This is a genomic window from Pseudarthrobacter sp. SORGH_AS 212 (assembly GCF_030818145.1).
In the GTDB taxonomy this organism is placed as follows: Bacteria; Actinomycetota; Actinomycetes; order Actinomycetales; family Micrococcaceae; genus Arthrobacter.
Map to the genome: position 1 here is coordinate 764,134 of NZ_JAUTAA010000001.1, position 23,211 is coordinate 787,344.

Genomic DNA, 23,211 nt, shown 5'->3' on the forward strand with positions numbered 1-23,211 from the left:
AACCTTTCCCTCCGGGCCATGCCTTCATCCCCGCCGCGTCAGGGCCGGCACCCACCGTGGAGGGGTGAGGATCGCAATTGTTGCTGAATCATTCCTGCCGCTGATGAACGGGGTCACGCACTCCATCCTGCGGGTGCTGGACTATCTGCAGGAGCGGGGCGACGATGTCCTGGTCATTGCGCCGTCAGCGCACGACGGCGGTGCGGAGGACCATGTCAAGGGCGCCGAGATCCACCGGCTTCCGGCGGTCCCGCTTGCGGGGTACGCGAATGTCCGGGTGGCGATGGGCGGTGTGTACCGGGTCAAGCGAATCCTTGCCGACTACGCACCGGACGTCGTCCACCTGGCCTCGCCGTTCGTCCTCGGCTGGCGGGCAGCCCAGGCGGCCGCCCAGCTTGGCATCCCCGCCGTCGCGGTTTACCAGACAGAGGTTCCCGGCTACGCGGCCCGGTACGGCGTCCCCTTCCTGGAGAACTGGGCCTGGAACCGCGTGGAGAATATCCACCTGCTTGCTTCCAGGACCCTGGTGCCTTCCACGTTCGCGCTGAACCAGTTGCGCGGACGCGGCATTCCCCGGGTGCGGATGTGGCGCCGCGGGGTGGACACGGCCAGGTTCTCGCCGGACAAGCGCGACGACGGGTGGCGGGCATCTGTGGCCCCGGCGGGCCACCGGATCATCGGCTACGTGGGCAGGCTGGCCGTGGAAAAACAGGTGGAGGACCTCGCAGCCCTGGCCGGAATGCCTGACACCACCCTGGTGATCGTAGGTGACGGACCGCAGCGGGCGGCCCTGCAGGAAACCCTCCCGGGAGCCGTCTTTACCGGGTTTCTGGGCGGCGATGACCTGGCCCGCGCGGTGGCGTCCTTTGACCTCTTCGTCCATCCGGGCGAGTTCGAAACCTTCTGCCAGACCATCCAGGAAGCCATGGCATCGAGGGTGCCGGTGGTGGCCACGGGACGCGGCGGACCGCTGGACCTGGTGGAGAACTCCCGGACCGGCTGGCTCTACGAGCCCGGTGACCTGTCCGCCATGCGCGGCCACGTCCTGGACCTGATGGGCGACGACGCCAAGCGCCGGGCGTTCGCCGCCGCGGCTCACGCCTCGGTACAGGCCCGCACGTGGCCGGCCCTGTGCTCGGAACTGATCTGCCACTACACCGATGTCATCGCAGAACAGCCGGTTTTGTCCGGTTCGTACAAAGCCAAGGGAGCAGCTCTATGAAAATTTCGGTGATCGGCTGCGGCTACCTGGGCGCCGTGCACGCGGCCACCCTTGCCTCGATGGGCCACTCAGTTGTTGGCATCGACGTGGACCACGCGAAAGTGGAACAGCTGGCCCGCGGTGCAGCCCCCTTCCACGAACCGGGCCTTGACGAGCTGCTGCAGGACGGCAGCGCCACCGGACGGCTCCGGTTCTCCACCGACATCGCGGATGCCGCCGGCGCCCAGGTGCACTTCCTGTGCGTGGGCACCCCGCAGGACAAGGCCTCCGATGCCGCCGACCTCTCCTACCTGGTCTCCGCCACCCGGGCCCTGCTGCCGCACCTGGCCGCGGGCGCCGTCGTCGTGGGTAAATCCACGGTGCCGGTGGGCACCGTGGACATGCTGCGCGGGGTGCTGGGGCGTCGTCCCGATGTCCTGCTGGGCTGGAACCCGGAGTTCCTCCGCCAGGGCACAGCCGTCAAGGACTCGCTGGTGCCGGACCGCCTGGTGTACGGCGTGGACGGCGGGAAAGCCGCGGCGTTCAACCGGTCCACCGGCGCGCCCGTGGGGGTGGCGGCAGCCCTGGATGCGGTCTACGAGCCGCTGCTGCGCGCAGGCATTCCCCGGCAGGTCTGCAGTTGCGCCACGGCAGAACTCATCAAGTCCGCGTCCAACGCGTACCTGGCCACCAAGATCAGCTTCATCAACGCGGTGTCGGAGCTGTGCGATGCGTCCGGCGCGGACGTGGCGGAACTCAGCGAGGCAATGGGGCTGGATCCGCGGATTGGCAGCCGTTACCTGCATGCCGGGCTGGGCTTCGGCGGCGGCTGCCTGCCCAAGGACATCCGCAGTTTCCGGGCACAGGCCACAAGCCACGGCGTGGATGCCGTGGCGGACTGGATGCAGCTGGTGGACTTGGTCAATCTTGGCCAGCGGCAGCGCACGGTGGACCTGGCGGCGGACCTGTGCGGCGGTACCGTGGCCGGCCGGACCATCACCGTGCTGGGCGCCTCCTTCAAACCGGACACGGACGATATCCGCGACTCCCCCGCCCTGGACGTGGCAGACCGCCTCGCAGCGGCCGGAGCTCATATGACCGTCACGGACCCCAAGGCCGTGAACAACGCGTGGCGTCGTTACCCCCGGCTGCGGTTCGAGGCCAACGCAACCCGGGCCCTGGAAGAAGCAGAACTGGTGCTGCTCCTCACCGAGTGGGATGAGTACCGCCGGCTGTCCCCGGCCGTTGCAGGCAGCCTGGTACGGCGGCGGGTGCTGCTGGATGCGCGCAACGCACTGGACGCCGCGGCATGGCAGGCGGAAGGCTGGGTGGTGCGCGGCCTTGGCACGTGCCCGGCTTCATCCAGTGATGCGGGTGGGGCTGCTGCCGAAGTCGCAACCGCAGCCCGCCGCTGACCGGACGGCGTTCAGTCCAGGAGGCCAGTCAGTCCAGGAGGCCCAGGCCGGCGAAGGCGAGCGCCACGCCGTTGCCGGCCGGGCCGGGTGTGAGCCGGTCGGCGACGGCCAGCACGCCTGGATGTCCGTCCTCCACCGCGATGCCCACCCCGGCATACTCGAGCATCTCGATGTCGTTCGCGCTGTCGCCGATGGCCACGATGTCCTCCCGGTGCAGGCCCAGGCGTTCCTCCACCACCCGGATACCCACGGCCTTGTGGGTTCCGGCCATGAAGATCTCCCCGGCTGAGTCGCCGAGGGCGGACAGGGAACTGGGGATGAGCCCCACCTGCGGGCCGAGGCCACCCATGAGGCGGGTCAGCGGTACCGGGGAATCGAAGCAGGAAATCTTGGCGAAGGACGCCCCGCGAAGGTCGTCGCTGTACTGGACCGGCCCCAGGATGTCGTCCACGGGATCCACGTCGGTACTGAGGACGCCGTCGTGCCGGGAACGGCCGGCAAAGACGGGAGTGAGGACCCGCCGGAGCCGCTCACCCACTCCGGTGCGGCCGCGCAAGGCTTCGGGAGCCTCCAGGATGTAGGCGACGTCGTTGGCGTCCAGGGTGTCCACGATAAGGGCCGCCACGCCGGGTTCGAACCGGGTGTCCTTGAGTACCTCCCCGTTCATTTCCACCCGGGCACCCGCGCCGGTGATCACGCCGTCGAACCCTGCCTCCAGGATGTGGGCCGGCACCATGGACAGCGGACGCCCGGTGCACACGAACACCAGGTGGCCGCGGCGGCGCACTTCCTGCACCGCCTCGACGTGGGCTGCCGGGGCCAGGCCGTGGTCCGCATATGTTCCGTCAATGTCGAGGAAGATGGCGCGCGGACGGTCTGTTTGCTGGCTGGCCATGCCGGGCTCCTAGGGAAGTGCTAACCGGGACAATTCATCCTATCGAAGGCCCGTAATATGGCGCCCCGCCAGGCCAAGAGGGCTGGTCAGGCGGGTGTTTGCCGGAAAAACTGATAGTCATCCTGTGATATTGAAAGCCTTGCAGCGAAGTAAGCACGCTGATTGAATTAGGGAACCGGAGATGGGGGCACGGCACAACTTACTAATAAGGAGTGACAGCATGGGCATTCTCGGATTTCTCATCTTGGGCCTGATTGCGGGCGCCATTGCAAAGGCGATCCTGCCGGGCCGTCAGGGCGGAGGCTGGCTGGTGACCATGGTCCTCGGCGTAGTCGGCGCAATCCTCGGCGGTTGGATCGGGTCGCTGATCTTCGGCGGCGGCCTGGCCGAGTTCTTCGATATCCGCACCTGGCTGCTTGCCATCCTCGGATCCATCGTGGTGCTGCTGATCTACGGCGCAGTCATGAACCGCAGCGGGCACCGGGCCTAGCAGCCCCTCCATCCACAAGCGCAGAGACGCCGTCCCGGCAGCGGGGCGGCGTTTCTGCGTTCCGGTTCTGTACCGGTATTCGTGCCCATTCCGTAGTGAACCTAGCCCCCATTACCGGCAGTTCGCACCTTATGATGTGCGAGGGGGGTGGTGGTATGGCTGAATCCGGCCACGAAAGCACGATGGCAGTCCGGACGTTCGAGGCGATGCTTGACGCCAGCCCGGATGCCTTCCTGGCCCTCGCGGCAGATGGCACCATCACCCTGGCCAACGGGGCAGCAACAAAGCTCTTTGGACTGGACCGCAGGTTCCTCACCGGCCTGGATTACCGGACGCTCCTGGCTGACCGCTCCCACCCCGAGGTGGACAGGCTCTTCCGCCAGATCCTGGCCCGGTCCACCGCGCACCCGCGGGAGGTGGCCTGGGTCCATGCCGACGGCACCAGCTTCTCCGCGGAAGTGGCCGGGTCCCTCTTTCCCGCCGGGCCCGGGCAGCTGCCCGGGAACGCAGCGGCCGGCGCCGCCGATGCCACGGACACCACGCCCGACGGCGGCGTCCCGGCCGGGGCGCAGGTCCTCCTCTCGGTCCGGGGTACTTCGCACCGGCAGGCCACGAATGCGGACCTTCGCGATGCGATGTCCCTGCTGGCGTCTACCCTGGAGTCCACGGCGGACGGCATCCTGGTGATGGGCTCCAACGGCACCGTGGCCGGCTACAACGACCAGTTCCTCACCATGTGGGACATTCCCCGCAAACTCATGGAAGGTGAAAGCGGGGACCCGGTAATGCAGCGCATTACCGGCCAGCTCACCGACCCCGGCGCGTTCCTGGCCAGGCTCATGGAAGTCCAGGGCAACACCACCGCCGAGAGCTACGACGTTCTGGACTTCAAGGACGGCCGCACTTTCGAACGCTATTCGCGCCCCCACAAGGTGGGCGAGGATGTTGTGGGCCGGGTGTGGAGCTTCCGGGATGTCACTCCCCGCCGCAAGGCCCAGGAACAAGCGCACCAGGCCATGCTTGACCTGGCGGAGCAGGCGGAAAAGCTGCGCGTCATGGCCTTCCAGGACCCGCTGACCGGCCTGGCCAACAGGGCCGTGTTCAACGACGCCCTGGCCGGGTCTCTGCAGGAACCCCGGCTCAAGTCCGTTGATGTGCTGCTTCTGGACCTGGACGATTTCAAGGAGGTCAATGACCTCCTCGGCCACCAGGCCGGGGATGACATGCTGATCGAGGTCTCCCGCAGGCTGCGCGGCTGCGTTCCGGCCGCGGACGTGGTGGCACGGCTGGGCGGCGACGAGTTCGTGGTGCTCCTGACGGCCTGCCCCAACGTGGATGAAATCGCGGCGTGCATTGTCCGCTGCCTGCACGTCCCCGTCACCATCAGCGGCCGCGCGCTTCGCCCCAGCCTGAGCCTCGGAGTGGCATCGCGGGGGCGGGACGAGGTTGGCCCGTCCGAGCTGCTGCGCCAGGCGGACATCGCCATGTACGCGGCGAAGGCCGCCGGGAAGAACCGCTTCCTGCGGTTCCATCCGGACATGATGGCTGCCCTGGTGCAACGGACCGACATGGAACGCGGACTGCAGTTCGCCCTGCAGGGCGGGGAGATCTCAGTGGATTTCCAGCCCATCGTGTCGCACCGCAGCGGGCAGGTGGTCCAGTTCGAGGCCCTCGCCCGGTGGGACCGCGGCGCCGGGCGGGTGCCGCCGTCGGACTTCATTCCCCTGGCCGAACGCACGGGGCTGATCAGGGACATCGGCCTGGAGGTGATGGCCCAGGCCATGGCGCAGCTGGCGGACTGGCTGGGCGGGGACCCGGCGAGGTCGCTGGCGGTGAACGTGTCAGGCGTGCAGCTGCAGGAACACGACTTTGCCGCGAAGGTGCTGGGTCTCGCGGAGGCCAGCGGCGTGGCCGCCCGCCAGCTGGTGCTGGAAGTCACCGAAAGCGTGTTCTTCCATGCCGACTGCGACCTGATCAGGCAGCTCAGCACGCTGCGGGATGCGGGCGCCCGGGTTGCCCTGGACGACTTCGGCACCGGCTATTCCTCGTTGGGGCGGTTGCAGGACCTGCCGGTGGACGCCGTGAAGATCGACAAGACCTTTGTGTCCATGGTGCGGACCGGCAGCGAACGCCTGCCCATCCTCAGCTCCATGATCAACATGGCGCACAGCCTGGGGCTGACCGTCACCGCGGAGGGAATCGAGACGGCTTCACAGGCGGACTACCTTACGGCGCTCGACTGCGATGCGCTGCAGGGCTACCTGTTCTCGCTGCCGGAGCCGGCCGCGCGTCTTGGGGACGCGCTGCGCCAGGCCGAAGAGGTGCTCGGCGCGCTGCACCAACGCTAGCTCGCGGCTGCGCAAGTACAACGCCGGGCCGTCCGGCTGCTAGGCGGCCTGCCTGCCGCCGGGCTGCCTGGGCTTCTTTCCCGAGCCGAGGGGTTGGCCTGGGGGCCGCGGCGGAGCGGCCGGGCCCTGCTGCCCGCGCGCTTCGGGTGCGGTGGACTGGGCGTGGTCGTACGGTGCAGGGTCCTGGGCGGATGACCCGGCAGCCGGTTCCGCGGCGCTGGATTCCACGGCAACGGCCTGAGTGGCAGTCCGCTCGACCCGGGCCTGCCCGGCTGATTCCTCGTCAAGGGCGTACTCGATGACGCCGTACTCGTCGACAGCGTTTTCAGCCGGGACGAACGCATCAGCGGGGTTTGCCATTGCGGCGCGGTTGCGGCGCCAGCGGCGGATAAGGTCCACGGCGGCCAGCAGGCCCGCCAGCGGTGTGAGCACCGCGGCGGTGTATACGAAGAGCATCCAGGTGAGGGTGGTCAGCGGCGGCTGATTGTTGTGCAGGAGGGACAGCCCGCCAAGGATCCCCACCAGCCAGAAGCAGATGACCGCCGCGAGGACAGCTCCGGCGGGAAAGTACTGGTTCCGTACAATCTTCTTCAGGGTTTCCAATGCACTTCCTCCTTGCCTGGCCGGGGCTGCGGAAAGTGGCCGCATCACCCTAAGTATGGGGCCCGTTTCGGCCGAATCCCGGCAAGACGCCACGGCGAGTGATGAACGTAACTGGAGTGCCGCCGTCGTCCCCGTTTTTGGCGGCAATCCGACGTGCCCTGGCGGCATTTGGTCTTCCGCCGGAACCGCCCGGCGCATAGGTTGTTCCTTGACCCAACGAACCCGGGAGGACCCGCATGCGCAAAGTTACGGCCGGACTGTTCCACTCCATTGACGGAGTGGTTTCGGATCCGTTCAAGTTCCAGTTCGACAGCTTCGACGCTGAGCTCGGCGAGGGGCTCACCACCATGATGAACTCTGTGGACACGGTGGTGCTGGGCCGGAAGAGCTACGAGGAGTGGGCGTCCTACTGGCCCAACGCGTCAGCGGACCAGGACTTCGCCGCGTTCATCAACCCGGTGGAGAAGTATGTGGCGTCCAGGACGCTGAGCGAGCCGCTGGAGTGGCAGAACTCCCGGCTGATGGACGCACCGCTGGAGGAGTTCGTGGCGAAGCTCAAGGAGACCGACGGCGGTGAGATTGCCGTGTGCGGCAACATCTCCGTGACGCGGCAACTGCTGTTCGCAGGGCTGCTGGATTCGCTGCAGCTCATGACCCACCCCGTGGTGGCGGGCAGCGGCAGGCGGCTGTTCGAAGACGGCGATCCCCTCACCCGGCTGGTCTTGCTGGATGAGAAACGCACCAGCAAGGGCAACGTGCTCAGCACCTACGGGCTCCGCGGAGACTAGGCTGCCTGCGCCAATGGGCCCCATGCCGGGGCACATTGACCCGGACACGCCGGGGACGGCGGGCATTCGCCCCGGACTTAGCGGTGGATGTGCCCCGCGACGGCGGAGATGTCAGTAGGCGTTGTCCTGCAGCAGCCGCCGATGATCCGGGCGCCGAGGGCCTGCCAGGCGGGGACGCCGTCGGCAAGCGCTGCGGGGGCCGTGGCGGCTGCGGGTGCTGCGTCCCAGGTTTTGGTGCCCGGGTCGTAGGTCTCCCCCGAATTCGGATAGGCCACGAGCGGTTTGCCGGTGCCGCCGCGGAGGGAAGTGAGCGCCGGGGCAACCAGCGCCAGCGGCACGCAGTTGACCCCGACGGCGGCCACGTGGGACTCCGCGTTAAGCAGTTCCGCGACGGCGGCCAGGGGCGTGCCATCGCTGATGTGCCCGGCGTCGCGGAGGGAGAAGGAGAACCAGGATTCGACGCCGAGGTCACGCGTCAGTTCCGCAAGGGCCTGTGCTTCGGCAAAGGAGGGCAGGGTTTCGCAGGCCAGGACGTCCGCGCCGGCATCGGCCAGGGCTTCGAGGCGGGGACGGTGGAAGGTCCGGAATTCGGCGGGCGTCAGGGCGTAGTCGCCGCGGTACTCCGAGCCGTCGGCAAGGTAGGCACCGTAGGGTCCCACGGATCCAGCGATGAACAGGGGCCCGGCCTCGGGGTGGTGAGCCAGATGGTCACGCCGCGCCTCGCCCGCCAGCTGGACGGACAGGGCCACGAGGTCCAGCGCCTCCTGCTCCGTCATTCCGCGGCCGGCGAATCCCTGCGGTGTTGCCTGGTAGCTCGCGGTGGTGGCGATCCTTGCGCCAGCCGCGAAGTAGTCCCGGTGCACGTCCCGGATCAGGCCCGGCTGTTCCAGCAGGACCTTGGCCGACCACAGCGGATCGTCCAGGTTGCAGCCGCGCACCTCGAGTTCCGTGGCCAGTGCGCCGTCGGAGGTCAGGGATTCCCCGGCGTCGAGCAGGGCGGACAGCGTGGGGATGGCAGGCATGTTGGTCACTATACGCATCCAGATATGCCGATGCCGGGTATTACGTTCCCGGGACCGCGACGGCACTGCAGCCCAACTACACTCGGAGCCATGTCGAGATCCTCCAGCATGGGCCGCGGAATCATGGCCCTGCTGGCTGTGGGATCCCGCCACGCGGCCGAACATCCGGGCGGGACCGTGGCTGAGATCGCCGCAGGCCTGGGCAAGGACCGCAGCCAGGTCTCACGGTACCTGCGCAGTGCGGAGCAGGAGGGCTTCCTGGCCCGCACCGTCCACCGCACGTATGCGCTGGACTGGGAGGTCTTCACCGACGCCCAGCAACTGACGGCCCGCCGGCTGGAATCCGACGGTGCCACTGCCCTGGACACCCTGGCCGGCGAAACTGATGAAGCCTGCTTCCTGGGCATCCTGCACGGAAGCAGCACCGTGACGATCGGCGAAAGTGTTCCGGCCAGCAGCAACCTGGTGGGCTCCTGGCTGGGCCGGCCCTACCCCGCGTACTGCAGCGACGCCGGGCAGGCAATGCTATGGGAGGCCTCCGAAGCGGAGATCCGCACCGTTTTCGCGGCCGTCGACTTTGTCCGGCACGGGCCCAACACTCCGCGCAGCGTGGAAGACTTCCTGGCCCGGCTGGAAGCGGCGCGCCGGCGGGGCTATTCAATAGTGGACCAGGAGGCAGAACCGGGGCTGTACTCCCTGGCCGTCCCCGTGCGCGATTTTAATGGCGAGGTGGTGGCAGCCCTGCAGATCGTGGGGATCAGGGACCGGCTGGAACCCCGCCGGGAGGCCTGCGCCGCAGCGCTGCTCCAGCAGGGGCTGCGGCTCGAAGCGGGATTGGGGTACCGGCCGCGGGACTAGTGGGGCACGACCGCAGCGCCGGGCCCTCCCGCCGCTCCGAGCCTTTCCGCGGCGGCGGCCAGGGCGTCCGCCGCGTCACGCCGCTCCACCAGGCCGGGACCGCCGAGCACACTCAGCGAGGCCCGCACTTCTCCTGACCCGTCCCGCACGGGCACGGCCAGCTCAACAACGTCATGCTCGAATTCCTCGACGGCGGCAACCGCCCCTGCAGGGCGGTCCCGGACCATGAGCTCCCAGACATCGTCGATGGTGTGCGCCGCGCCCGGACCGCCGATGCCAATGAAGTTCACGTCCTGCAGCAGCCTCTCGAGGGCCGGCCGGTCCAGGTCCCACAGCAGGGCGCGGCCGGCACCCGTGCACCACACCGGACTGACCATGCCGGGGTGGACGAAGCTGCCGGGTACGGAGTCGTTGCTGGAGTTCCGGAGCAGGATGGCACGGTAGCCGTCACGGACAGAGAGCCTGGCACGCAGGCCCAGCGCGGAAACCAGGGATTCCAGCTCCGTCCGGGCGGCCAGCACCCAGCCGGTATTGAGTGCCGCGGCCAGGCTGAAGTATTCCGGCCCGGCGCGGAACGGCCCGCGCTCCGGGCGTTCGAGCAGTCCGAGGCCGCAGAGTTCCTGGGCCAGCCGCGAAACCCTGCTCTGGTCCATCGACAACGCAGCGGCGAGCTGGGATACACCCAGGAGTGGCCGCCCGGATTTCTCCCGGTCCACCACCAGCCGGACAATCCGGAGCCCCTGCGCCATTGACGACGCCTCAGCGGATGAATCCACGCTTTCCCTGCCCCTCCCGCCGGTCACGCGCCCCATTCTTCCACGGCCCTTGCGGCGCGACACCCGGCCGGGTCCCCCGCATGGTCACCGCAGGCGGCCATGGCACCCGGGCCGCGAACGACGACGGCGCGCGGCAGCCAAGGTGCCGGGCGCCCCTGCCGTACAGCCGTCGTCGTCCGTGCCCGGCTTAGCGCCGTGCCGGAACCGGTTTGCGGCCGTGCCGAAGGTGGAAGTAGAGGTAGCAGCCGGCCACGAACGGAACACCGAAGTACAGGGCGGGTGCCTGGGCGGGATCCAGTGCGATGCCGATCAGCGAAACGACGCACAGGGTGAACGCCAGGATGGGGACCAGCGGGAACAGCGGTGCCCTGTAGGCGAGGGCGGAGGTATCACCGCCGCCCCGGATGAAGGCGCGGCGGTGGAAGAAGTGCGAGGCCGTGATGGACATCCAGACGCCCACCACCGCGAAGCCGGCCACAGACACGAGGACCAGGTAGACCGTCTCCGGTGCCACCACGCTGCTGATCAGGGATGCCAGGCCACCCACCATGCTTAGGGAGAGCGCAGCCAGGGGGATGCCGCGGCGGGTCAGCTTCTTGAGGGCACGCGGTGCATGGCCTTCATCGGCGAGCGAGTAAAGCATGCGGGCGCAGGAGAACAGGCCGCTGTTGCCGGCCGACAGGAGGGCGGTGATGATGACGAAGTTCATGATGTCGGCCGCGAACGGGATGCCGATGGCGGAGAAGACGGTGACGAACGGGCTCTCATCGAGCCCCACCTCGGTGTACGGGATGGTGGCCGCGATGACGGCAATGGCGCCGACGAAGAAGATGAGCAGGCGGATGACCGTGGTGCGCATGGCCTTGGGGATGGCCGTGGCCGGGTCCTTGGTTTCGCCGGCGGCAACGCCGATCAGCTCGGAGCCGGAGAAGGCGTAGAAGACGGCAAGCACGGTGACCAGGACACCGGTGAAGCCGTTGGGGAACAGGCCGGACTCGGTGGCGAAGTTTTCGAACAGGAACGGGTGCCCGTCCCCGCCGCCGCCGAGCGGACGGAAGCCGAACAGGGCCGCGCCGCCCAGGACGATGAGTCCGATTATGGCTGCTACCTTGATGATGGCAAACCAGAACTCGGACTCGCCGAAGAACCGGGCGGACACCGCGTTGAAGCCAAAGAGGATGGCCGCGAACACCAGGCACCAGACCCACACCTCCACGTCCGGGAACCACCGCTGCATGAGCAGGCCGGACGCCGTGAATTCGGAGCCGATGGCCACGGCCCAGCAGAGCCAGTACAGCCAGGCGGTGGCAAAGCCGGTGGCGGGTCCGATGGAGCGGGCCGCGTAGATATGGAACGCCCCGGACACGGGGTAGGCGATGGCCAGTTCGCCGAGGCAGGCCATCACCAGATACACCACGAACGCCCCTGTGAGGTAGGCGATCACCGCGCCCAGCGGGCCTGCCTGGGAGATGGTGTAGCCGGAGCTGAGGAACAGGCCCGAGCCGATGACGCCGCCCATGGCGATCATCACCAGGTGCCGTGGCCCCATGGAGCGGCGGAGTCCGGAGGTGACCGGCTGCGCCGGGTCCGGCCTGGTGTCGAGCGTAGGCAATGAGGGTTCCACGGGTTTCTCCAGGTGCGGGTGATCGGTGCAGATAGTGGCGGCGGCCAGGGTTTTACGTGCCTCGCAGGTGCGCTTCACACGAACACGGGGGAACCGAAGAAGTGAACGCCGACAGAGCCGAAAGTAGCATGCTTGCCGAATTTAGGGTCATTAAAGGCATGGCAGCTTGCTTATATTGCACGCTGTTACAGTTGCGGACCGGACTGGCAGCCGGCACGCACCGCCGCGGGGCACATTGACCCGGACGCGCCGGGCAGCACAGGTTCAGCCACCCGGCCGGGGCCCCAACGTGCCCCGGGACGGGCGTGGGCGCCCACCCACGGAACGGACGACGCCGGCGCTCCCCCAGGTGCCGGCGTCGGGCGCCCCCAAAGGCAGCAGGTAAAATTGGAGGGCCATGCGCTGTTCCTACTTTGATGCCGCCCGCTGCCGCTCCTGCACCCTCATGGGCACGCCCTACGGCGAGCAGCTGGCCGGCAAGCAGGCCCACTGCCAGACGCTCCTCTCCGGCCACGCCTCGCTGGAGTGGCTGGAGCCCGTGGCCAGCCAGGAATCAGCGTTCCGCAACAAGGCCAAAATGGTGGTCAGCGGGACGGCCCAGAACCCCACCATCGGCATCCTGGACGCCGACGGCCACGGCATCGACCTGCGCAAATGCGGCGTCTGCTCCCCTGGGCTCCGCGCAGTCTTTCCCGTGGTGGCCGCCTTCATCCGCAGCAACCGCCTGACGCCCTATGACGTGCCCAACCGGAGCGGCGAACTCAAGCACCTGATCGTCACCGAGTCCCCGGACGGCGAGATCATGCTGCGCCTGGTCCTCCGTTCGGAGCAGCTGGTGCCGCGCATCCGGAAGCACCTTCCGGAGCTGCTGGACGCCCTGCCGCAGGTGAAGGTGGTGTCCATCAACCTGCACCCCGAGCACAAGGCGGTGCTGGAGGGCGACCGGGAGATTCTGCTGACGGAGCAGTCCACGCTGAACATGCGGGTGAACGACATCAACCTGCACCTGCGCCCGCAGAGCTTCTTCCAGACCAACAGCGCGATGGCCGCGGCGCTGTACCGGCAGGGGCGCGAATGGGTCAGCGACCTGGCGCCGGCGTCAGTGTGGGACCTGTACTGCGGCGTGGGCGGGTTCGCCCTGCACGTGGCCGATCCGTCCCGCACGGTGACCGGCATCGAAACCAGCAGCGAGGCCATCGTCTCGGCCCGGCTCAGCAGCGACGAAGCAGGGCTGCAGGGCATGGAGTTCGAGGCCGGGGACGCCACCGCCTTCGCTCTTGCCGCCCCGCAAGCGCCGGAGCTGGTCATCGTAAACCCTCCGCGCCGGGGCATCGGCAAGGAGCTGTGCGGCTGGCTGGAATCCTCCGACGTCCGGCACGTGGTCTACTCCAGCTGCAATGCCCAGTCCCTGGCCCGTGACCTGGCCGCCCTCCCCTCGTTCACGGCACGGCGGGCCCGGGTCCTGGACATGTTCCCGCAGACCACGCACTACGAAGTGATGGTCCTGCTGGAGCGGGCCGCCTAGCTTTCCGGAGTTCGCTGGGCCAGGACGCGTTCGACGGCGGCCGCGCTGGCTTCCTGCCCGCTGGACCGCAGCCCGGCCACCACACCGGCGGCGTCGGCGGCGGACCGGTTCTGGCTCAGTTTCTCCTTCGCCTCGATCCGGGTGATCAGCAGCTCGATGCCCACGATGGCGCGCAGCTGCGCGGCGATGAACTTTTCAGGGGCGTCCCCGACGCTCCACGGATGCTCACGTTCCCCCTCGTGCCGGTCCGTCAGGCGGCGGACGTGCCGTGCCAGCCAGCCGGCGTCGTCATGGACAACCAGCTGGCCGTACACGTGCGCGGTGCTGTAGTTCCAGGTGGGCACCACCCGCCCGTGCTCGGCTTTGGACGCGTACCAGGACGGCGAAATGTAGGCGTCGGGGCCCTGGATGATCGCCAGCGCCTCACCGGCAACAGCCGCGGAGGCCTGCGGGTTGTTCCGGGCGACGTGCGCGTGCAGGGCACCGTGCTCACCCACGTTCGGCTCGTAGACAAAGGGCAGCAGCGTAGCCAGCAGCCCGCCGTCGGTCATGGTGATGAGGTTGCCCGCTCCGGGGGTGGCGAGCAGGTGCCGGACGGCGTCGGGGCCGGCGGCGAAGTGGGCGGGAATGTACATGGGGATGTCCTTTCGGGTTGTAGGAGGCAGGTCAGGCTTTGGGCTTGAGCCGGACGCGGACGGCGGCGCCGGCGCAGAGGATGACGGCCAGGCCGCCGATCACGGTGGTCCAGGTAATGGCTTCGCCCAGCAGGAGCGCCGCCCAGCAGATGCTCAGCACGGGCTGGAGGAGCTGGATCTGGCTGACCTGCGCCATGGGGCCGATGGCCAGGCCGCGGTACCAGGCGAAGAAGCCGAGGAACATGCTGACCACCGCAAGGTAAGCGAACGCTGCCCACTGGGCGGGCGTGGCCGACGGCGGCTGGCGGGCGAGGTCGAACACGGCGAGTGCCAGCATGGGCGGGAATGCGAGGACCAGCGCCCAGGCGATGGTCTGCCAGGAGCCCAGTTCGCGGGCCAGCAGGCCACCCTCGGCATACCCCACGGCGGCGCACACCACGGCGCCGAGCAGCAGGAGGTCCGCCCAGTGCAGGTGGCCGATCCCGCCCGATTGCAGGAACGCGAAGGCGAGGGCGGCCAGCGACCCGAGCGCCATGACTGCCCAGAAGGCTGCCCGGGGACGCTCCCGGGTCCGCAGGATGGCGGCCGTAGCCGTGGCGGCCGGGAGGAGGGCGATCACCACGGCACCGTGCCCGGCCGGAACGGCGGTGAGCGCGTAGGACGTCAGCAACGGGAAGCCGACGACGACGCCCCCGGCCACCACCGCCAGCCTCGCCCAGGTGCGTGGTTGCGGAAGCCGCTGCCGGGTGAGTGCCAGGGCTGCGGCTGCGAGGACTCCGGCGACGACGGCACGGCCGGAACCGATGAACAGCGGGGACAGCCCCGCCACAGCCATCCGGGTCAACGGCACAGTGAAAGAGAAGGCCGCGACCCCAAGGAGTCCCCACCAGATGCCGTTGGACGTCCCGGCCGGGGCGGTCCCGTTGTGCCGGACTGGCAGTATCACTGGCTCCGGCAGGACAGTAGCGCTACTATGTTCTCTCATGAGCAACGATAGCAGTTCGCGCATCGTCTTGGCACTCAGGACGTGGATCACCGCCGCCGCGCCCGGCGCGAAACTCCCGTCCACGCGCTCGCTGGTGGCGGAGTACCAGGCCAGCCCGGTGACGGTGCAGAAGGCGTTGCAGGCGTTGACGGCGCAGGGGCTGATCGAAAGCCGTCCCGGCGTGGGAACCTTCGTGCGGGCAGTCCGGACGGCGCGTCCCGCGGACTACGGCTGGCAGACCGCGGCGCTGGGCTCGCCGTCGGCCGCGCTGCCGTCGTCGTCCACCATGCGCACGGCTCCCAACGACGCCATCTGGTTCCACTCGGGCTACCCGGACCGTGAGCTGCTGCCGGAACGCCTGGTGCGTGCTGCGCTGGCCCGGGCAGCCCGCGGTGACGCCGCGTTGTCCCGCCCGCCGGCCGCCGGGATGCCGGAGCTCCAGCAGTGGTTTGCCCAGGAGCTCGGGGCGGCGACGCCGGTGGGCATCACTCCCCCAACGCCGAGCGACGTGATCGTGCTGCCGGGAAGCCAGAGCGGTCTGAGCTCGATCTTCCGGGCGCTGGTGGGGGCCGGGCAGCCGCTGCTGATGGAGTCGCCCACGTATTGGGGTGCCATCCTGGCTGCCGCCCAGACGGGCGTGCGGGTGGTGCCGGTACCCAGCGGACCGGACGGGCCGGACCCGGTGGGACTGGCCAGGGCATTCGAGGAGACCGGGGCGCGGGCGTTCTACGCGCAGCCCAACTACGCCAACCCCAGCGGTGCACAGTGGGCACCCGCGCGGGGCGGCGAAGTCCTGGAGGTGGTGCGCGCACACGGGGCGTTCGTCATCGAGGATGACTGGGCCCATGACTTCGGCATCACCTCAACACCGGTGCCGCTGGCGACGCAGGACGATTCCGGGCATGTCATCTACGTCCGGTCGCTGACCAAGAGCGTGTCCACGTCGGTGCGGATTGCCGCGGTTGTTGCGCGGGGCCCGGCCCGGGAGCGGATCCTGGCGCACCGGGCGGCGGAGTCGATGTACGTCAGCGGGCTGCTGCAGGCCGCGGCCCTGGATGTGGTGACGCAGCCGGGCTGGCAGACCCACCTGCGGAGCCTGCGCCAGCAGCTGCAGTCCCGCCGGGACCTGCTGGTGACCAGCATCCGCGAGCACGTGCCGGACGCCCACATTGAGCTGCTGCCCAAGGGCGGGCTGAACCTGTGGCTGCGGATGCCCGACGGCACGGACCTGCCCCGGCTCACCCGCGACTGCGAGGACAACGGCGTCATCATCGCCGCCGGAACGGATTGGTTCCCGGCGGAGCCCGCCGGCCCGTTCGTCCGGCTCAACTACTCCGGCCCGAACCCGGCGGCGTATCCCCAAGGTGCCAAAGTGATCGGCGAGGCCCTGGCGCGGCAACACTGAGCCGCCGAAACGGTGTTTAGGCGGGCTTGACCAGTTCCTCGCTCTTGTCCCACAGCTCGCGGGCCAGGACGGCGTCGTAGGCCTGCTTGTTGGCCTTGGCCAGCGCACGCTTGGCGTAGTAGGCGCCGGAGATCCAGTCGGTGCCGGCGGTGCCGTTGATGAGCCACAGCATGGTGTCGGCGCCCTGGTCCGGGGTGAGCATGAACCGGTTCAGGATGGTCTTGTACGCGTGCCGCATCGGACTTGCCGACTCCGCCGCGAAGTTGGTGCGCACCACGCCCGGGTGGAAGGCCGCCGTCGTAATTCCGCGCTCGTGGAAGCGGCGGTGCAGCTCGGACGTGAAGAGGATGTTGGCGAGCTTGCCGGTGCCGTAAGCGCGGTTGACGGAGTAGCTGTGCTCGGAGGTGAGGTCGAAGAGGTCCAGCTTGCCGAAGCCGTTGGCGGCGCTGGAGGTATTGATGACCTTGGCGTTGCTGGCCGCCAGGGTGTCCAGCAGCAGTGTGGTGAGCAGGAACGGTGCCAGGTGGTTGATCTGGAACGTGGCTTCGTTGCCGTCCACGGTCAGGGTGCGCTTGCCCATGATGCCGCCGGCGTTGTTGGCCAGGACGTCGATGCGCGGGTAGTCGGACTTCAGCTGCGCCGCGAGGGTGCGGACCTGTGCGAGGTCGGCGAAGTCGGCAACAAAGTAGTCGGCGTTGATCTCCTTGGCCAGCGCACGGGTCTTCTCGGCGGAACGCCCCACGACCACCACCCGGTCGCCTCCCTTCGCCAGGGTCCGGGCGGCTGCTGCGCCGATGCCGTCGCTGGCGCCGGTAATCACAATGGTGCGTTGGGTCAAGGGGTGTCCTTTGCTCGGAGCGGCGGCGCCCTGTCCTTTGCGGATCGAACGGGCGCACATAGGAGGAACAACGACGGCGGGACGGCCGGTGTTCCCACCAGCCGCCCCGCCGCCGCGAAAGTTGGGCGTTCGCTAACCCGCCAGCCCGGCCACCAGGAAGATGGCCGCGGCGATGGCGAAGCCCATGACACCGATCAAGGTTTCCATCACGGTCCAGGTCTTCAGCGTGGTTTTGACGTCCATGCCGAAGAAGCGGCCCACCAGCCAGAAGCCGGAGTCGTTCACGTGCGAGACCACCACTGAGCCGGCGGCCACGGCGATGACCATGGCGGCCACCTGCATGCCGTTCAGCCCGCCGGCTGCCACGGCCGGAGCGATCAGGCCTGCTGTGGTGGTGAGTGCCACGGTGGCGGAACCCTGCGCGATGCGGAGAATGGCGGAGATCAGGAAGCCGGCCAGGATGAGCGGGATGCCCAGGCCGCCCAGGACATCGGCCAGGGCCTTGCCAATGCCGGAGGTGCGCAGCACGCCGCCGAACATACCGCCGGCACCGGTGATCAGGATGACGGAGCATACGGGCCCGAGCGAGGACTCCAGCAGCTTCTCCAGCGCACCGGCGTCCTTGCCGCGGCGGGCGCCGAGGACGAACAGGGCCACGAGCACGGCGATCAACAGGGCCACCGGGGTTTCACCGAGGGTGCGCAGGACCTGGAACCACTGCTGGTCCTTGGTGCCCTCGGCCAGTACGCCGGAGGAGGCCAGGGTGTTCAGGCCGGTGTTGACGAAGATCAGGACCAGCGGCAGGAGCAGCAGGCCGATAATGGTGCGGAAGCGCGGCGGGTGGGACTCTGCTTCGGCGGAGGCGTGGCCCAGGATTTCCGGCACCGGCAGGACCAGCTTCTTGCCGGTGTACAGGCCGTAGAGGTAGGTGGTGACGTACCAGGTGGGGATGGCGACGATCAGGCCGGCGATGGTCACCAGGCCGATGTTGGCTTCGAAGAACGCGGCAGCGGAAACCGGGCCCGGGTGCGGCGGCAGGAAGATGTGCATCACGGAGAACGCACCGGCGGCAGGCAGGCCGTAGCGGAGTACGCCGCCGCCCAGGCGGTGGGCCACAGCGAAGACCACAGGCAGCATGACCACGAGGCCGGCGTCGAAGAAGATGGGGAAGCCGAAGATCAGGGAGGCGAGGCCCAGCGCGAAGGGGGCGCGCTTTTCGCCGAAGATGCCGATCAGGTAGTCGGCCAGGACCTTGGCGCCGCCGCTGGTTTCGACGATGCGTCCCAGCATGGCGCCGAGACCCACGAGAAGCGCTACCGTTCCCAGAGTGGTGCCAAAGCCGTTGACCAGGACGGGAACCACCTGGTTGGCGGGGATGCCGGTGGCAAACGCCGTGGCCAGGCTGACGAGGATCAGGGCGATCAGGGCGTGCACGCGCAGCTTGATGATCAGGAACAGCAGGACGAGGATCGCTGCTGCGGCGATGAGCAGCAGGGGGCCTGCTCCCAGCGTTTGGGTCCATCCTTCGATGGTCATGGTTCTCCTTTGAAACAGTACTTCTGGTGGGGGATTTTTTTGCGGGGGTGCTTAGGAAGCGCGGGGCGCCTGGTCCGCGTCGAGGCCAAGGGCTTGGACGACGGCGGCGACCAGCTCCTCCGGTGAGCGCGAGATGTCGAGGCGGAGGCTGCCGGCGTCGAGCTCGTCCTGGCTCAGGGGCTCCAGCGTGGCCAGCTGGCTGGGCAGCAAGGTCGGCGGCATGAAGTGGCCTTCGCGGCCCTGCATGCGCTGGCCGATCAGGTCTGCTCCGCCGTCGAGGTGCAGGAAGACCACGCGGCCCCCGGCTTGGGACAGGAGCCGGCGGTAGCTCTGCTTCAGGGCCGAGCAGGTGAGGACGGTGCTCAGGCCGTCCCGGGACTTGCCGGTCATCCAGTCCCGGATCTCGCCAAGCCAGGGCCAGCGGTCGTCGTCCTGGAGGGGAATGCCCTGGCTCATCTTGGCGATGTTGGCGGCCGGGTGGAACTCGTCCGCCTCGGCGCAGGCCCATCCCAGCGTGCGGGAAAGGGCTGCGGCGAGGGTGGATTTGCCGGACCCGGCAACGCCCATCACCACGAGGTGCGTGGGTGGATACTGCATGTTTGTACCTCCGGAGAAGACGTCGTTGGCTTTCGAAGAAGCTCCCTGCGGTGCCCAGTTGGCGTGGGCTACGCCATAAGGTATCACCTTTCAGAGCTATAAATACTATCTTTCAGTGTCACAAGTCATACCTTTGCGCGTTTCACCGCTATTCTGGAGGTGCGCTGCGGCGCGGAGAGAGGCGGCAGGAATGTCAACGGCGACAGTTGAAGAGACGGATGACGCGCACGACGGCGGGACATCCGTAGCAATGCATGAGCGCGTCCTCGAGGCGGTGGGCATAGCCATAGCGTCCGCCAAGCTTCCGCCGGGCAGCCGGCTCACCCTGGAAGGGCTGCAGCAGGAGTACAGGATTTCGCGGACGGTTGCCCGGGACACCATGAAGGTGCTCGAGTCCATGAACCTGGTGTACTCGCGGCGCCGGGTGGGGATCGTGGTGCAGGAGCGTCAGCACTGGAATGTCTTCGATCCCAAGCTGGTGCGGTGGCGACTCGCCTCGGACCGCCGCGAGGTCCAGTACAGCAGCCTGACGGAGCTGCGCATCGCCGTCGAGCCCATAGCCGCCGCCGGCGCAGCGCGGCGGGCCAGTGCCGACGAACGCGCCCAACTCCTGGCCCTTGCCGGCGACCTCCGGCGGCTGGGTGAGGCCGGCGACCTGCAGAATTTCCTGGCGGTGGACATCGAATTCCACCAGCTCCTGCTGCGCAGCTGCGGCAACGAAATGTTCCGGGCACTCGAAGGCATGGTGGCGGAGGTCCTGACCAGCCGCACCCAGCAGGGGCTCATGCCGTTCAAGCCCCGCAACGAGGCCCTGCAGGCGCATGAGGATGTGGCAGCTGCCGTGGCGGGCGGCGATACCGCTACCGCTGAGCGCGCCATGCACCACATCCTCGATGAGGTCCGCGAGGCCATGGGGCTACGTTGAGACCCATGAAAACGGGTTGGGGGATCCTGGGAACACTCGCTGCGGCCATGGCGGGGGTACTCCCCCTGACCGGCTGCATGACGTATTCATGCTCCACCATTGGCTACAGCAATACCGTGACCGTGGCCCTTGAGGGGAACGTTGCCGGCGTCGGCGAGGTTCGGCTGTGCGACGAATACACGTGCTCCCGGCTTGCACCGGAATTGGGCGCCCCGGCCCCGTCGCGCACCATCGAGCCCACGTTTTCGCCCGACACGGAGGCACCCGCCCCTGTCACCTCTGCGCCGTACTTCGCCACGAAAGCCGACAATGCGGTTTGGGAGGTCAACGTGGACATGCGCGCTCCCCGGAACGCCACGGTCAGTGCCCTGACGGTAGACGGAACGGTGCTGGCCTCGCAGAACGTCGAGCTGACGTGGACACGGGTGGGCGGCTCGGAGCAGTGCGGCGGGCCGATGAGGGCATCGCCCATTCAACTCCGCGTTCCCTGACTCCGGACCAGCGACGGCGGGGCCCGGCAACCGTGCCGGGTCCCGCCGTCGTACGTCCTGGAGGTGGGCCCTACTGGTGTGAGCCCTGATGACGTGAGCGTGGCCTACATGCGCAGTGATGCGTAGGGCTCGCTGGGGAGGTTTCCTGCCGACCATGGCGATCCGGAGCGGATGTCCGGGGTGTGTCCACGGCCGTCAGCCAGGATGGTGCAGATGGTTGCGATGAGAATCCAAAGAACGAGAAGCAGGAGGCCGAGCAGTTCCATGGTTGGTGCTTTCTGGTGAGTGTGCGGATGGGGCGATTTCAGTGTGTTCGGCAGGCGTGTGAGCAACCGTGTGACGGCCGCTGACGCCGCCAACCCCGCGGCGTACTATGAGCCCTATGGCCGAGAACTGGATTCGGCTCCTCGGTCCGCCCGCGATCGAGTCCCCCGGCACCACTCCCCCGCAACCCCGGGGCCGCAAGGCCTGGGCGTTGCTGGCCTACCTTGCGCTGCAGGCCGATGGCACCGGCCGGTCCCGCACTGCTGCCCTGCTGTTTCCGGATGCGGCGGACCCGCTGGGGGCGTTGCGCTGGAACCTGTCGGAGCTGCGGCGGGCCCTTGACGGCGTGACCGTGGCGGGCGATCCCCTGCGGCTGGACCTGCTGCCGCCGTGGCGCTGCGATGCACTGGACGCGATGGACCCGGCCACCGGTCCGGGCACGGACCCGCGCCGCTTCACCGGGCAGTTGCTGGAGGGCCTGGCCTTCGCGGATTCCCCGGTGTTCGATTCCTGGCTGGCGGACCAGCGCTACCGCCTGGACAACGTGGTCCAGTCGCTGCTGTACGAGGCTGCATTGGCGGCGCTGGCATCGGGCGCCGCGGGCGAGGCTGCGGAACTGGCAACCCTGGCCCTGGAGCGGGATCCCTTCCATGCGGACTGCAACGCCGTCCTGGTGAAGGCGCTCATTGCCGCGGGCGAGTACCGCAAGGCCCGTGCGCACGCCGTCCACTGCGGCAACCTGTACCGGCAGGAGCTCGGACTGCCGCTGCCGGCGGAGGTCCGCCGTGCGCTGTTCGACGCGGATCCGGAGCCCGATCCCGGCACCCCGGCCACTGCGGCAACCGTACGGTCCTACCTGGATGCCGGCGGGGCGTCGCTATGGGCCGGATCCGTGGACCGTGGGCTGGAGCAGCTGCGGCTTGCGGTCAGTCTTGCGCAGCATACGGGCAACAGCCATTTGGTGGCCGAGTCGCTGGTGACGCTGTCTGGGGCGCTGATCCACCAGGCGGGCGGCCGGGGCGCCGAGGTGGCTGACCTCCTGCACCGGGCGCTCCAGGCGGAAGGGCCCGACGGCGCCTCCCGGACCGCCGCTGCGGCGTACCGCGAGCTGGGCTACCTGTCCGTGCAGCGGGGTGTGCCGGACCGGGCCGCCGGCTGGCTGGACAAGGCCATGCAGGCGGCGGACGGTTTTCCCGATGAACAGGCCCGGATCCTGGCCATCCAGGGCATGCTGGCTTCAGATACTGCACGGTACGGTGCAGCTGAAGCGGCCCTTAAGGAGTCCGGGAAGCTTGCCGAAGCGGTGGGCAATCGGCGGCAGCAGGCTTTCAGCGCAGCCCTCTTGGGACGGGTGCACCTGCTTCGCGGCGAACTGGACCTTGCGGGGGCTGTCCTGGACCGGGCGCTGGCCTGGATCGCGGAGGAGCACTGGACGGCGTTCGAGCCGTTCGTCGCGGGGGTCCGCGGCGAAACGTACCTTGCCGCCGGGGAGATGGAGCAAGCGGCCGCATTTATCGACCGGGCCTGGGTAATGGCGGAACTGGCTGGCGACCACTGTTACATGGCCCTGGCGGCCGGGGCCGAAGCACGCCTGTTCGCCCGGCACGGCGACCTCGCAGCTGCTGAACACTGGATCGACCGCGGCTTGGAGCCAAAACCCTGGTACCTCTGGTATTCGGCCCGGCTGCTGGACACGGCCGCGGAAGTCGCCATCGCCATCCGGTCACCCCGCGCCGCCGGCTTCGTGGACCGGCTGGGCGAGTTGGCCAGCCGCAGCGGGATGCGGGAGTTCGTGGTGCGCGGCCAGTCCCACCGTGCCCTGCTCGGGGACGAAACCGCCGCGGAGGCCGTCCCCTGGCTGGCCAGGGAAATCGACAACCCTGCCCTGACGGGGTTCCTGGCGGAGCGGCACCCGGGCTGATGCCGGCCGTTGCTGACCGGGACGCCGGAAGCTGAGGTGGCACACCCAGGTTAAGCAAAAGCAGGGCTT

The 23,211-nt window shown here is 68.6% G+C and carries 22 protein-coding genes; 11 read left to right on the forward strand and 11 right to left on the reverse strand.

Annotation, left to right across the window (positions count from 1 at the left end; translation table 11 throughout):
* The first annotated feature begins 64 nt into the window (after positions 1-64).
* Both QE394_RS03360 and QE394_RS03365 read left to right on the forward strand, forming a co-directional pair.
* Positions 65-1,222 carry a glycosyltransferase family 1 protein gene (locus tag QE394_RS03360; RefSeq protein WP_349033704.1) on the forward strand — a complete coding sequence of 386 codons (1,158 nt, stop codon included), beginning with the start codon at positions 65-67 and terminating at the stop codon, positions 1,220-1,222.
* Positions 1,219-2,616 carry a UDP-glucose/GDP-mannose dehydrogenase family protein gene (locus QE394_RS03365; RefSeq protein WP_349033705.1) on the forward strand — a complete coding sequence of 466 codons (1,398 nt, stop codon included), beginning with the start codon at positions 1,219-1,221 and terminating at the stop codon, positions 2,614-2,616. The genes QE394_RS03360 and QE394_RS03365 overlap by 4 nt, the downstream gene beginning before the upstream one ends.
* 28 nt (positions 2,617-2,644) lie before the next feature.
* On the opposite strand, the gene QE394_RS03370 is transcribed toward QE394_RS03365, so the two are convergent.
* Entirely contained in the window at positions 2,645-3,511 is an 867-nt protein-coding gene (locus tag QE394_RS03370; RefSeq protein WP_056082151.1) for an HAD family hydrolase, read from the reverse strand.
* Positions 3,512-3,731: 220 nt separating this feature from the next.
* On the opposite strand from QE394_RS03370, the gene QE394_RS03375 reads away from it, so the two are divergent.
* Together QE394_RS03375 and QE394_RS03380 are read left to right on the forward strand one after the other, a co-directional pair.
* The gene (locus QE394_RS03375; protein ID WP_056082154.1) at positions 3,732-4,001 is read left to right on the forward strand and encodes a GlsB/YeaQ/YmgE family stress response membrane protein; all 270 of its coding nucleotides are present in this window, start codon (positions 3,732-3,734) and stop codon (positions 3,999-4,001) included.
* Positions 4,002-4,156: 155 nt separating this feature from the next.
* Complete coding sequence (locus QE394_RS03380) at positions 4,157-6,349, forward strand: EAL domain-containing protein (protein ID WP_056082158.1); 2,193 nt, start codon at positions 4,157-4,159, stop codon at positions 6,347-6,349.
* Positions 6,350-6,388: 39 nt separating this feature from the next.
* On the opposite strand, the gene QE394_RS03385 is transcribed toward QE394_RS03380, so the two are convergent.
* On the reverse strand, positions 6,389-6,952 hold the full coding sequence (locus QE394_RS03385; protein ID WP_235501544.1) for a hypothetical protein: 564 nt from the start codon (positions 6,950-6,952) through the stop codon (positions 6,389-6,391).
* A 236-nt stretch (positions 6,953-7,188) separates the two neighbouring features.
* On the opposite strand from QE394_RS03385, the gene QE394_RS03390 reads away from it, so the two are divergent.
* Positions 7,189-7,740: a dihydrofolate reductase family protein gene (locus tag QE394_RS03390; RefSeq protein ID WP_349033706.1), complete on the forward strand. Its 552-nt coding sequence runs from the start codon at positions 7,189-7,191 to the stop codon at positions 7,738-7,740.
* Positions 7,741-7,817: 77 nt separating this feature from the next.
* Here the strand turns inward: QE394_RS03390 and mmuM are convergent, their stop codons facing one another.
* Positions 7,818-8,762: a homocysteine S-methyltransferase gene (gene mmuM, locus QE394_RS03395; protein ID WP_056082394.1), complete on the reverse strand. Its 945-nt coding sequence runs from the start codon at positions 8,760-8,762 to the stop codon at positions 7,818-7,820.
* Between the two features lie 90 nt (positions 8,763-8,852).
* Here mmuM and QE394_RS03400 point away from each other — a divergent pair, with 90 nt between their 5' ends.
* Complete coding sequence (locus tag QE394_RS03400) at positions 8,853-9,620, forward strand: IclR family transcriptional regulator (protein ID WP_349033707.1); 768 nt, start codon at positions 8,853-8,855, stop codon at positions 9,618-9,620.
* On the opposite strand, the gene QE394_RS03405 is transcribed toward QE394_RS03400, so the two are convergent.
* Entirely contained in the window at positions 9,617-10,396 is a 780-nt protein-coding gene (locus QE394_RS03405; protein ID WP_349033708.1) for an IclR family transcriptional regulator C-terminal domain-containing protein, read from the reverse strand. The two genes, QE394_RS03400 and QE394_RS03405, sit on opposite strands and share 4 nt — an antisense overlap.
* Before the next feature lie 187 nt (positions 10,397-10,583).
* Complete coding sequence (locus QE394_RS03410; RefSeq protein WP_349035366.1) at positions 10,584-12,020, reverse strand: amino acid permease; 1,437 nt, start codon at positions 12,018-12,020, stop codon at positions 10,584-10,586.
* A 397-nt stretch (positions 12,021-12,417) separates the two neighbouring features.
* Between QE394_RS03410 and rlmC the strand changes: the two genes are divergently transcribed.
* Positions 12,418-13,545: a 23S rRNA (uracil(747)-C(5))-methyltransferase RlmC gene (rlmC, locus tag QE394_RS03415; RefSeq protein WP_349033709.1), complete on the forward strand. Its 1,128-nt coding sequence runs from the start codon at positions 12,418-12,420 to the stop codon at positions 13,543-13,545.
* Here rlmC and QE394_RS03420 read toward each other — a convergent pair.
* Both QE394_RS03420 and QE394_RS03425 read right to left on the reverse strand, forming a co-directional pair.
* A complete protein-coding gene (locus QE394_RS03420; protein ID WP_349033710.1) occupies positions 13,542-14,180 on the reverse strand; it encodes an FMN-binding negative transcriptional regulator in 639 nt (212 codons plus the stop codon). The genes rlmC and QE394_RS03420 overlap by 4 nt on opposite strands.
* Positions 14,181-14,211: 31 nt before the next feature.
* Complete coding sequence (locus QE394_RS03425; protein WP_349033711.1) at positions 14,212-15,165, reverse strand: DMT family transporter; 954 nt, start codon at positions 15,163-15,165, stop codon at positions 14,212-14,214.
* On the opposite strand from QE394_RS03425, the gene QE394_RS03430 reads away from it, so the two are divergent.
* Entirely contained in the window at positions 15,164-16,570 is a 1,407-nt protein-coding gene (locus QE394_RS03430; protein ID WP_349033712.1) for a PLP-dependent aminotransferase family protein, read from the forward strand. The two genes, QE394_RS03425 and QE394_RS03430, sit on opposite strands and share 2 nt — an antisense overlap.
* A gap of 16 nt (positions 16,571-16,586) precedes the next feature.
* On the opposite strand, the gene QE394_RS03435 is transcribed toward QE394_RS03430, so the two are convergent.
* From QE394_RS03435 to QE394_RS03445, 3 genes are all read right to left on the reverse strand, one after another.
* Positions 16,587-17,408 carry an SDR family NAD(P)-dependent oxidoreductase gene (locus QE394_RS03435; protein ID WP_349033713.1) on the reverse strand — a complete coding sequence of 274 codons (822 nt, stop codon included), beginning with the start codon at positions 17,406-17,408 and terminating at the stop codon, positions 16,587-16,589.
* Between the two features lie 132 nt (positions 17,409-17,540).
* Positions 17,541-18,944 (reverse strand): GntP family permease, encoded by a 1,404-nt coding sequence (locus tag QE394_RS03440; protein ID WP_261620081.1) that lies wholly within the window; start codon positions 18,942-18,944, stop codon positions 17,541-17,543.
* A 51-nt stretch (positions 18,945-18,995) separates the two neighbouring features.
* Positions 18,996-19,541, reverse strand: coding sequence for a gluconokinase (locus QE394_RS03445; RefSeq protein ID WP_349033714.1), 546 nt, complete (start codon positions 19,539-19,541; stop codon positions 18,996-18,998).
* A gap of 190 nt (positions 19,542-19,731) precedes the next feature.
* On the opposite strand from QE394_RS03445, the gene QE394_RS03450 reads away from it, so the two are divergent.
* Together QE394_RS03450 and QE394_RS03455 are read left to right on the forward strand one after the other, a co-directional pair.
* Positions 19,732-20,466, forward strand: coding sequence for an FCD domain-containing protein (locus QE394_RS03450; RefSeq protein ID WP_082497439.1), 735 nt, complete (start codon positions 19,732-19,734; stop codon positions 20,464-20,466).
* A 5-nt stretch (positions 20,467-20,471) separates the two neighbouring features.
* On the forward strand, positions 20,472-20,957 hold the full coding sequence (locus QE394_RS03455) for a hypothetical protein (RefSeq protein WP_349033715.1): 486 nt from the start codon (positions 20,472-20,474) through the stop codon (positions 20,955-20,957).
* A gap of 104 nt (positions 20,958-21,061) precedes the next feature.
* Here the strand turns inward: QE394_RS03455 and QE394_RS03460 are convergent, their stop codons facing one another.
* Positions 21,062-21,223, reverse strand: coding sequence for a hypothetical protein (locus tag QE394_RS03460; protein WP_349033716.1), 162 nt, complete (start codon positions 21,221-21,223; stop codon positions 21,062-21,064).
* Between the two features lie 116 nt (positions 21,224-21,339).
* Between QE394_RS03460 and QE394_RS03465 the strand changes: the two genes are divergently transcribed.
* Entirely contained in the window at positions 21,340-23,142 is a 1,803-nt protein-coding gene (locus QE394_RS03465; RefSeq protein ID WP_349033717.1) for an SARP family transcriptional regulator, read from the forward strand.
* The last annotated feature ends 69 nt before the right edge of the window (positions 23,143-23,211 follow it).

Excerpts from the sequence above, each read along its gene's own strand:
- rlmC (WP_349033709.1), top strand. The coding sequence starts at position 12,418 with ATGCGCTGTTCCTACTTTGATGCCGCCCGCTGCCGCTCCTGCACCCTC.
- QE394_RS03465 (WP_349033717.1), top strand. The coding sequence starts at position 21,340 with ATGGCCGAGAACTGGATTCGGCTCCTCGGTCCGCCCGCGATCGAGTCC.
- QE394_RS03445 (WP_349033714.1), bottom strand. The coding sequence starts at position 19,541 with ATGCAGTATCCACCCACGCACCTCGTGGTGATGGGCGTTGCCGGGTCC.
- QE394_RS03370 (WP_056082151.1), bottom strand. The coding sequence starts at position 3,511 with ATGGCCAGCCAGCAAACAGACCGTCCGCGCGCCATCTTCCTCGACATT.
- QE394_RS03430 (WP_349033712.1), top strand. The coding sequence starts at position 15,164 with ATGAGCAACGATAGCAGTTCGCGCATCGTCTTGGCACTCAGGACGTGG.
- QE394_RS03420 (WP_349033710.1), bottom strand. The coding sequence starts at position 14,180 with ATGTACATTCCCGCCCACTTCGCCGCCGGCCCCGACGCCGTCCGGCAC.
- mmuM (WP_056082394.1), bottom strand. The coding sequence starts at position 8,762 with ATGCCTGCCATCCCCACGCTGTCCGCCCTGCTCGACGCCGGGGAATCC.
- QE394_RS03375 (WP_056082154.1), top strand. The coding sequence starts at position 3,732 with ATGGGCATTCTCGGATTTCTCATCTTGGGCCTGATTGCGGGCGCCATT.
- QE394_RS03450 (WP_082497439.1), top strand. The coding sequence starts at position 19,732 with ATGTCAACGGCGACAGTTGAAGAGACGGATGACGCGCACGACGGCGGG.
- QE394_RS03365 (WP_349033705.1), top strand. The coding sequence starts at position 1,219 with ATGAAAATTTCGGTGATCGGCTGCGGCTACCTGGGCGCCGTGCACGCG.
- QE394_RS03390 (WP_349033706.1), top strand. The coding sequence starts at position 7,189 with ATGCGCAAAGTTACGGCCGGACTGTTCCACTCCATTGACGGAGTGGTT.
- QE394_RS03380 (WP_056082158.1), top strand. The coding sequence starts at position 4,157 with ATGGCTGAATCCGGCCACGAAAGCACGATGGCAGTCCGGACGTTCGAG.
- QE394_RS03425 (WP_349033711.1), bottom strand. The coding sequence starts at position 15,165 with ATGAGAGAACATAGTAGCGCTACTGTCCTGCCGGAGCCAGTGATACTG.
- QE394_RS03400 (WP_349033707.1), top strand. The coding sequence starts at position 8,853 with ATGTCGAGATCCTCCAGCATGGGCCGCGGAATCATGGCCCTGCTGGCT.
- QE394_RS03455 (WP_349033715.1), top strand. The coding sequence starts at position 20,472 with ATGAAAACGGGTTGGGGGATCCTGGGAACACTCGCTGCGGCCATGGCG.
- QE394_RS03460 (WP_349033716.1), bottom strand. The coding sequence starts at position 21,223 with ATGGAACTGCTCGGCCTCCTGCTTCTCGTTCTTTGGATTCTCATCGCA.
- QE394_RS03440 (WP_261620081.1), bottom strand. The coding sequence starts at position 18,944 with ATGACCATCGAAGGATGGACCCAAACGCTGGGAGCAGGCCCCCTGCTG.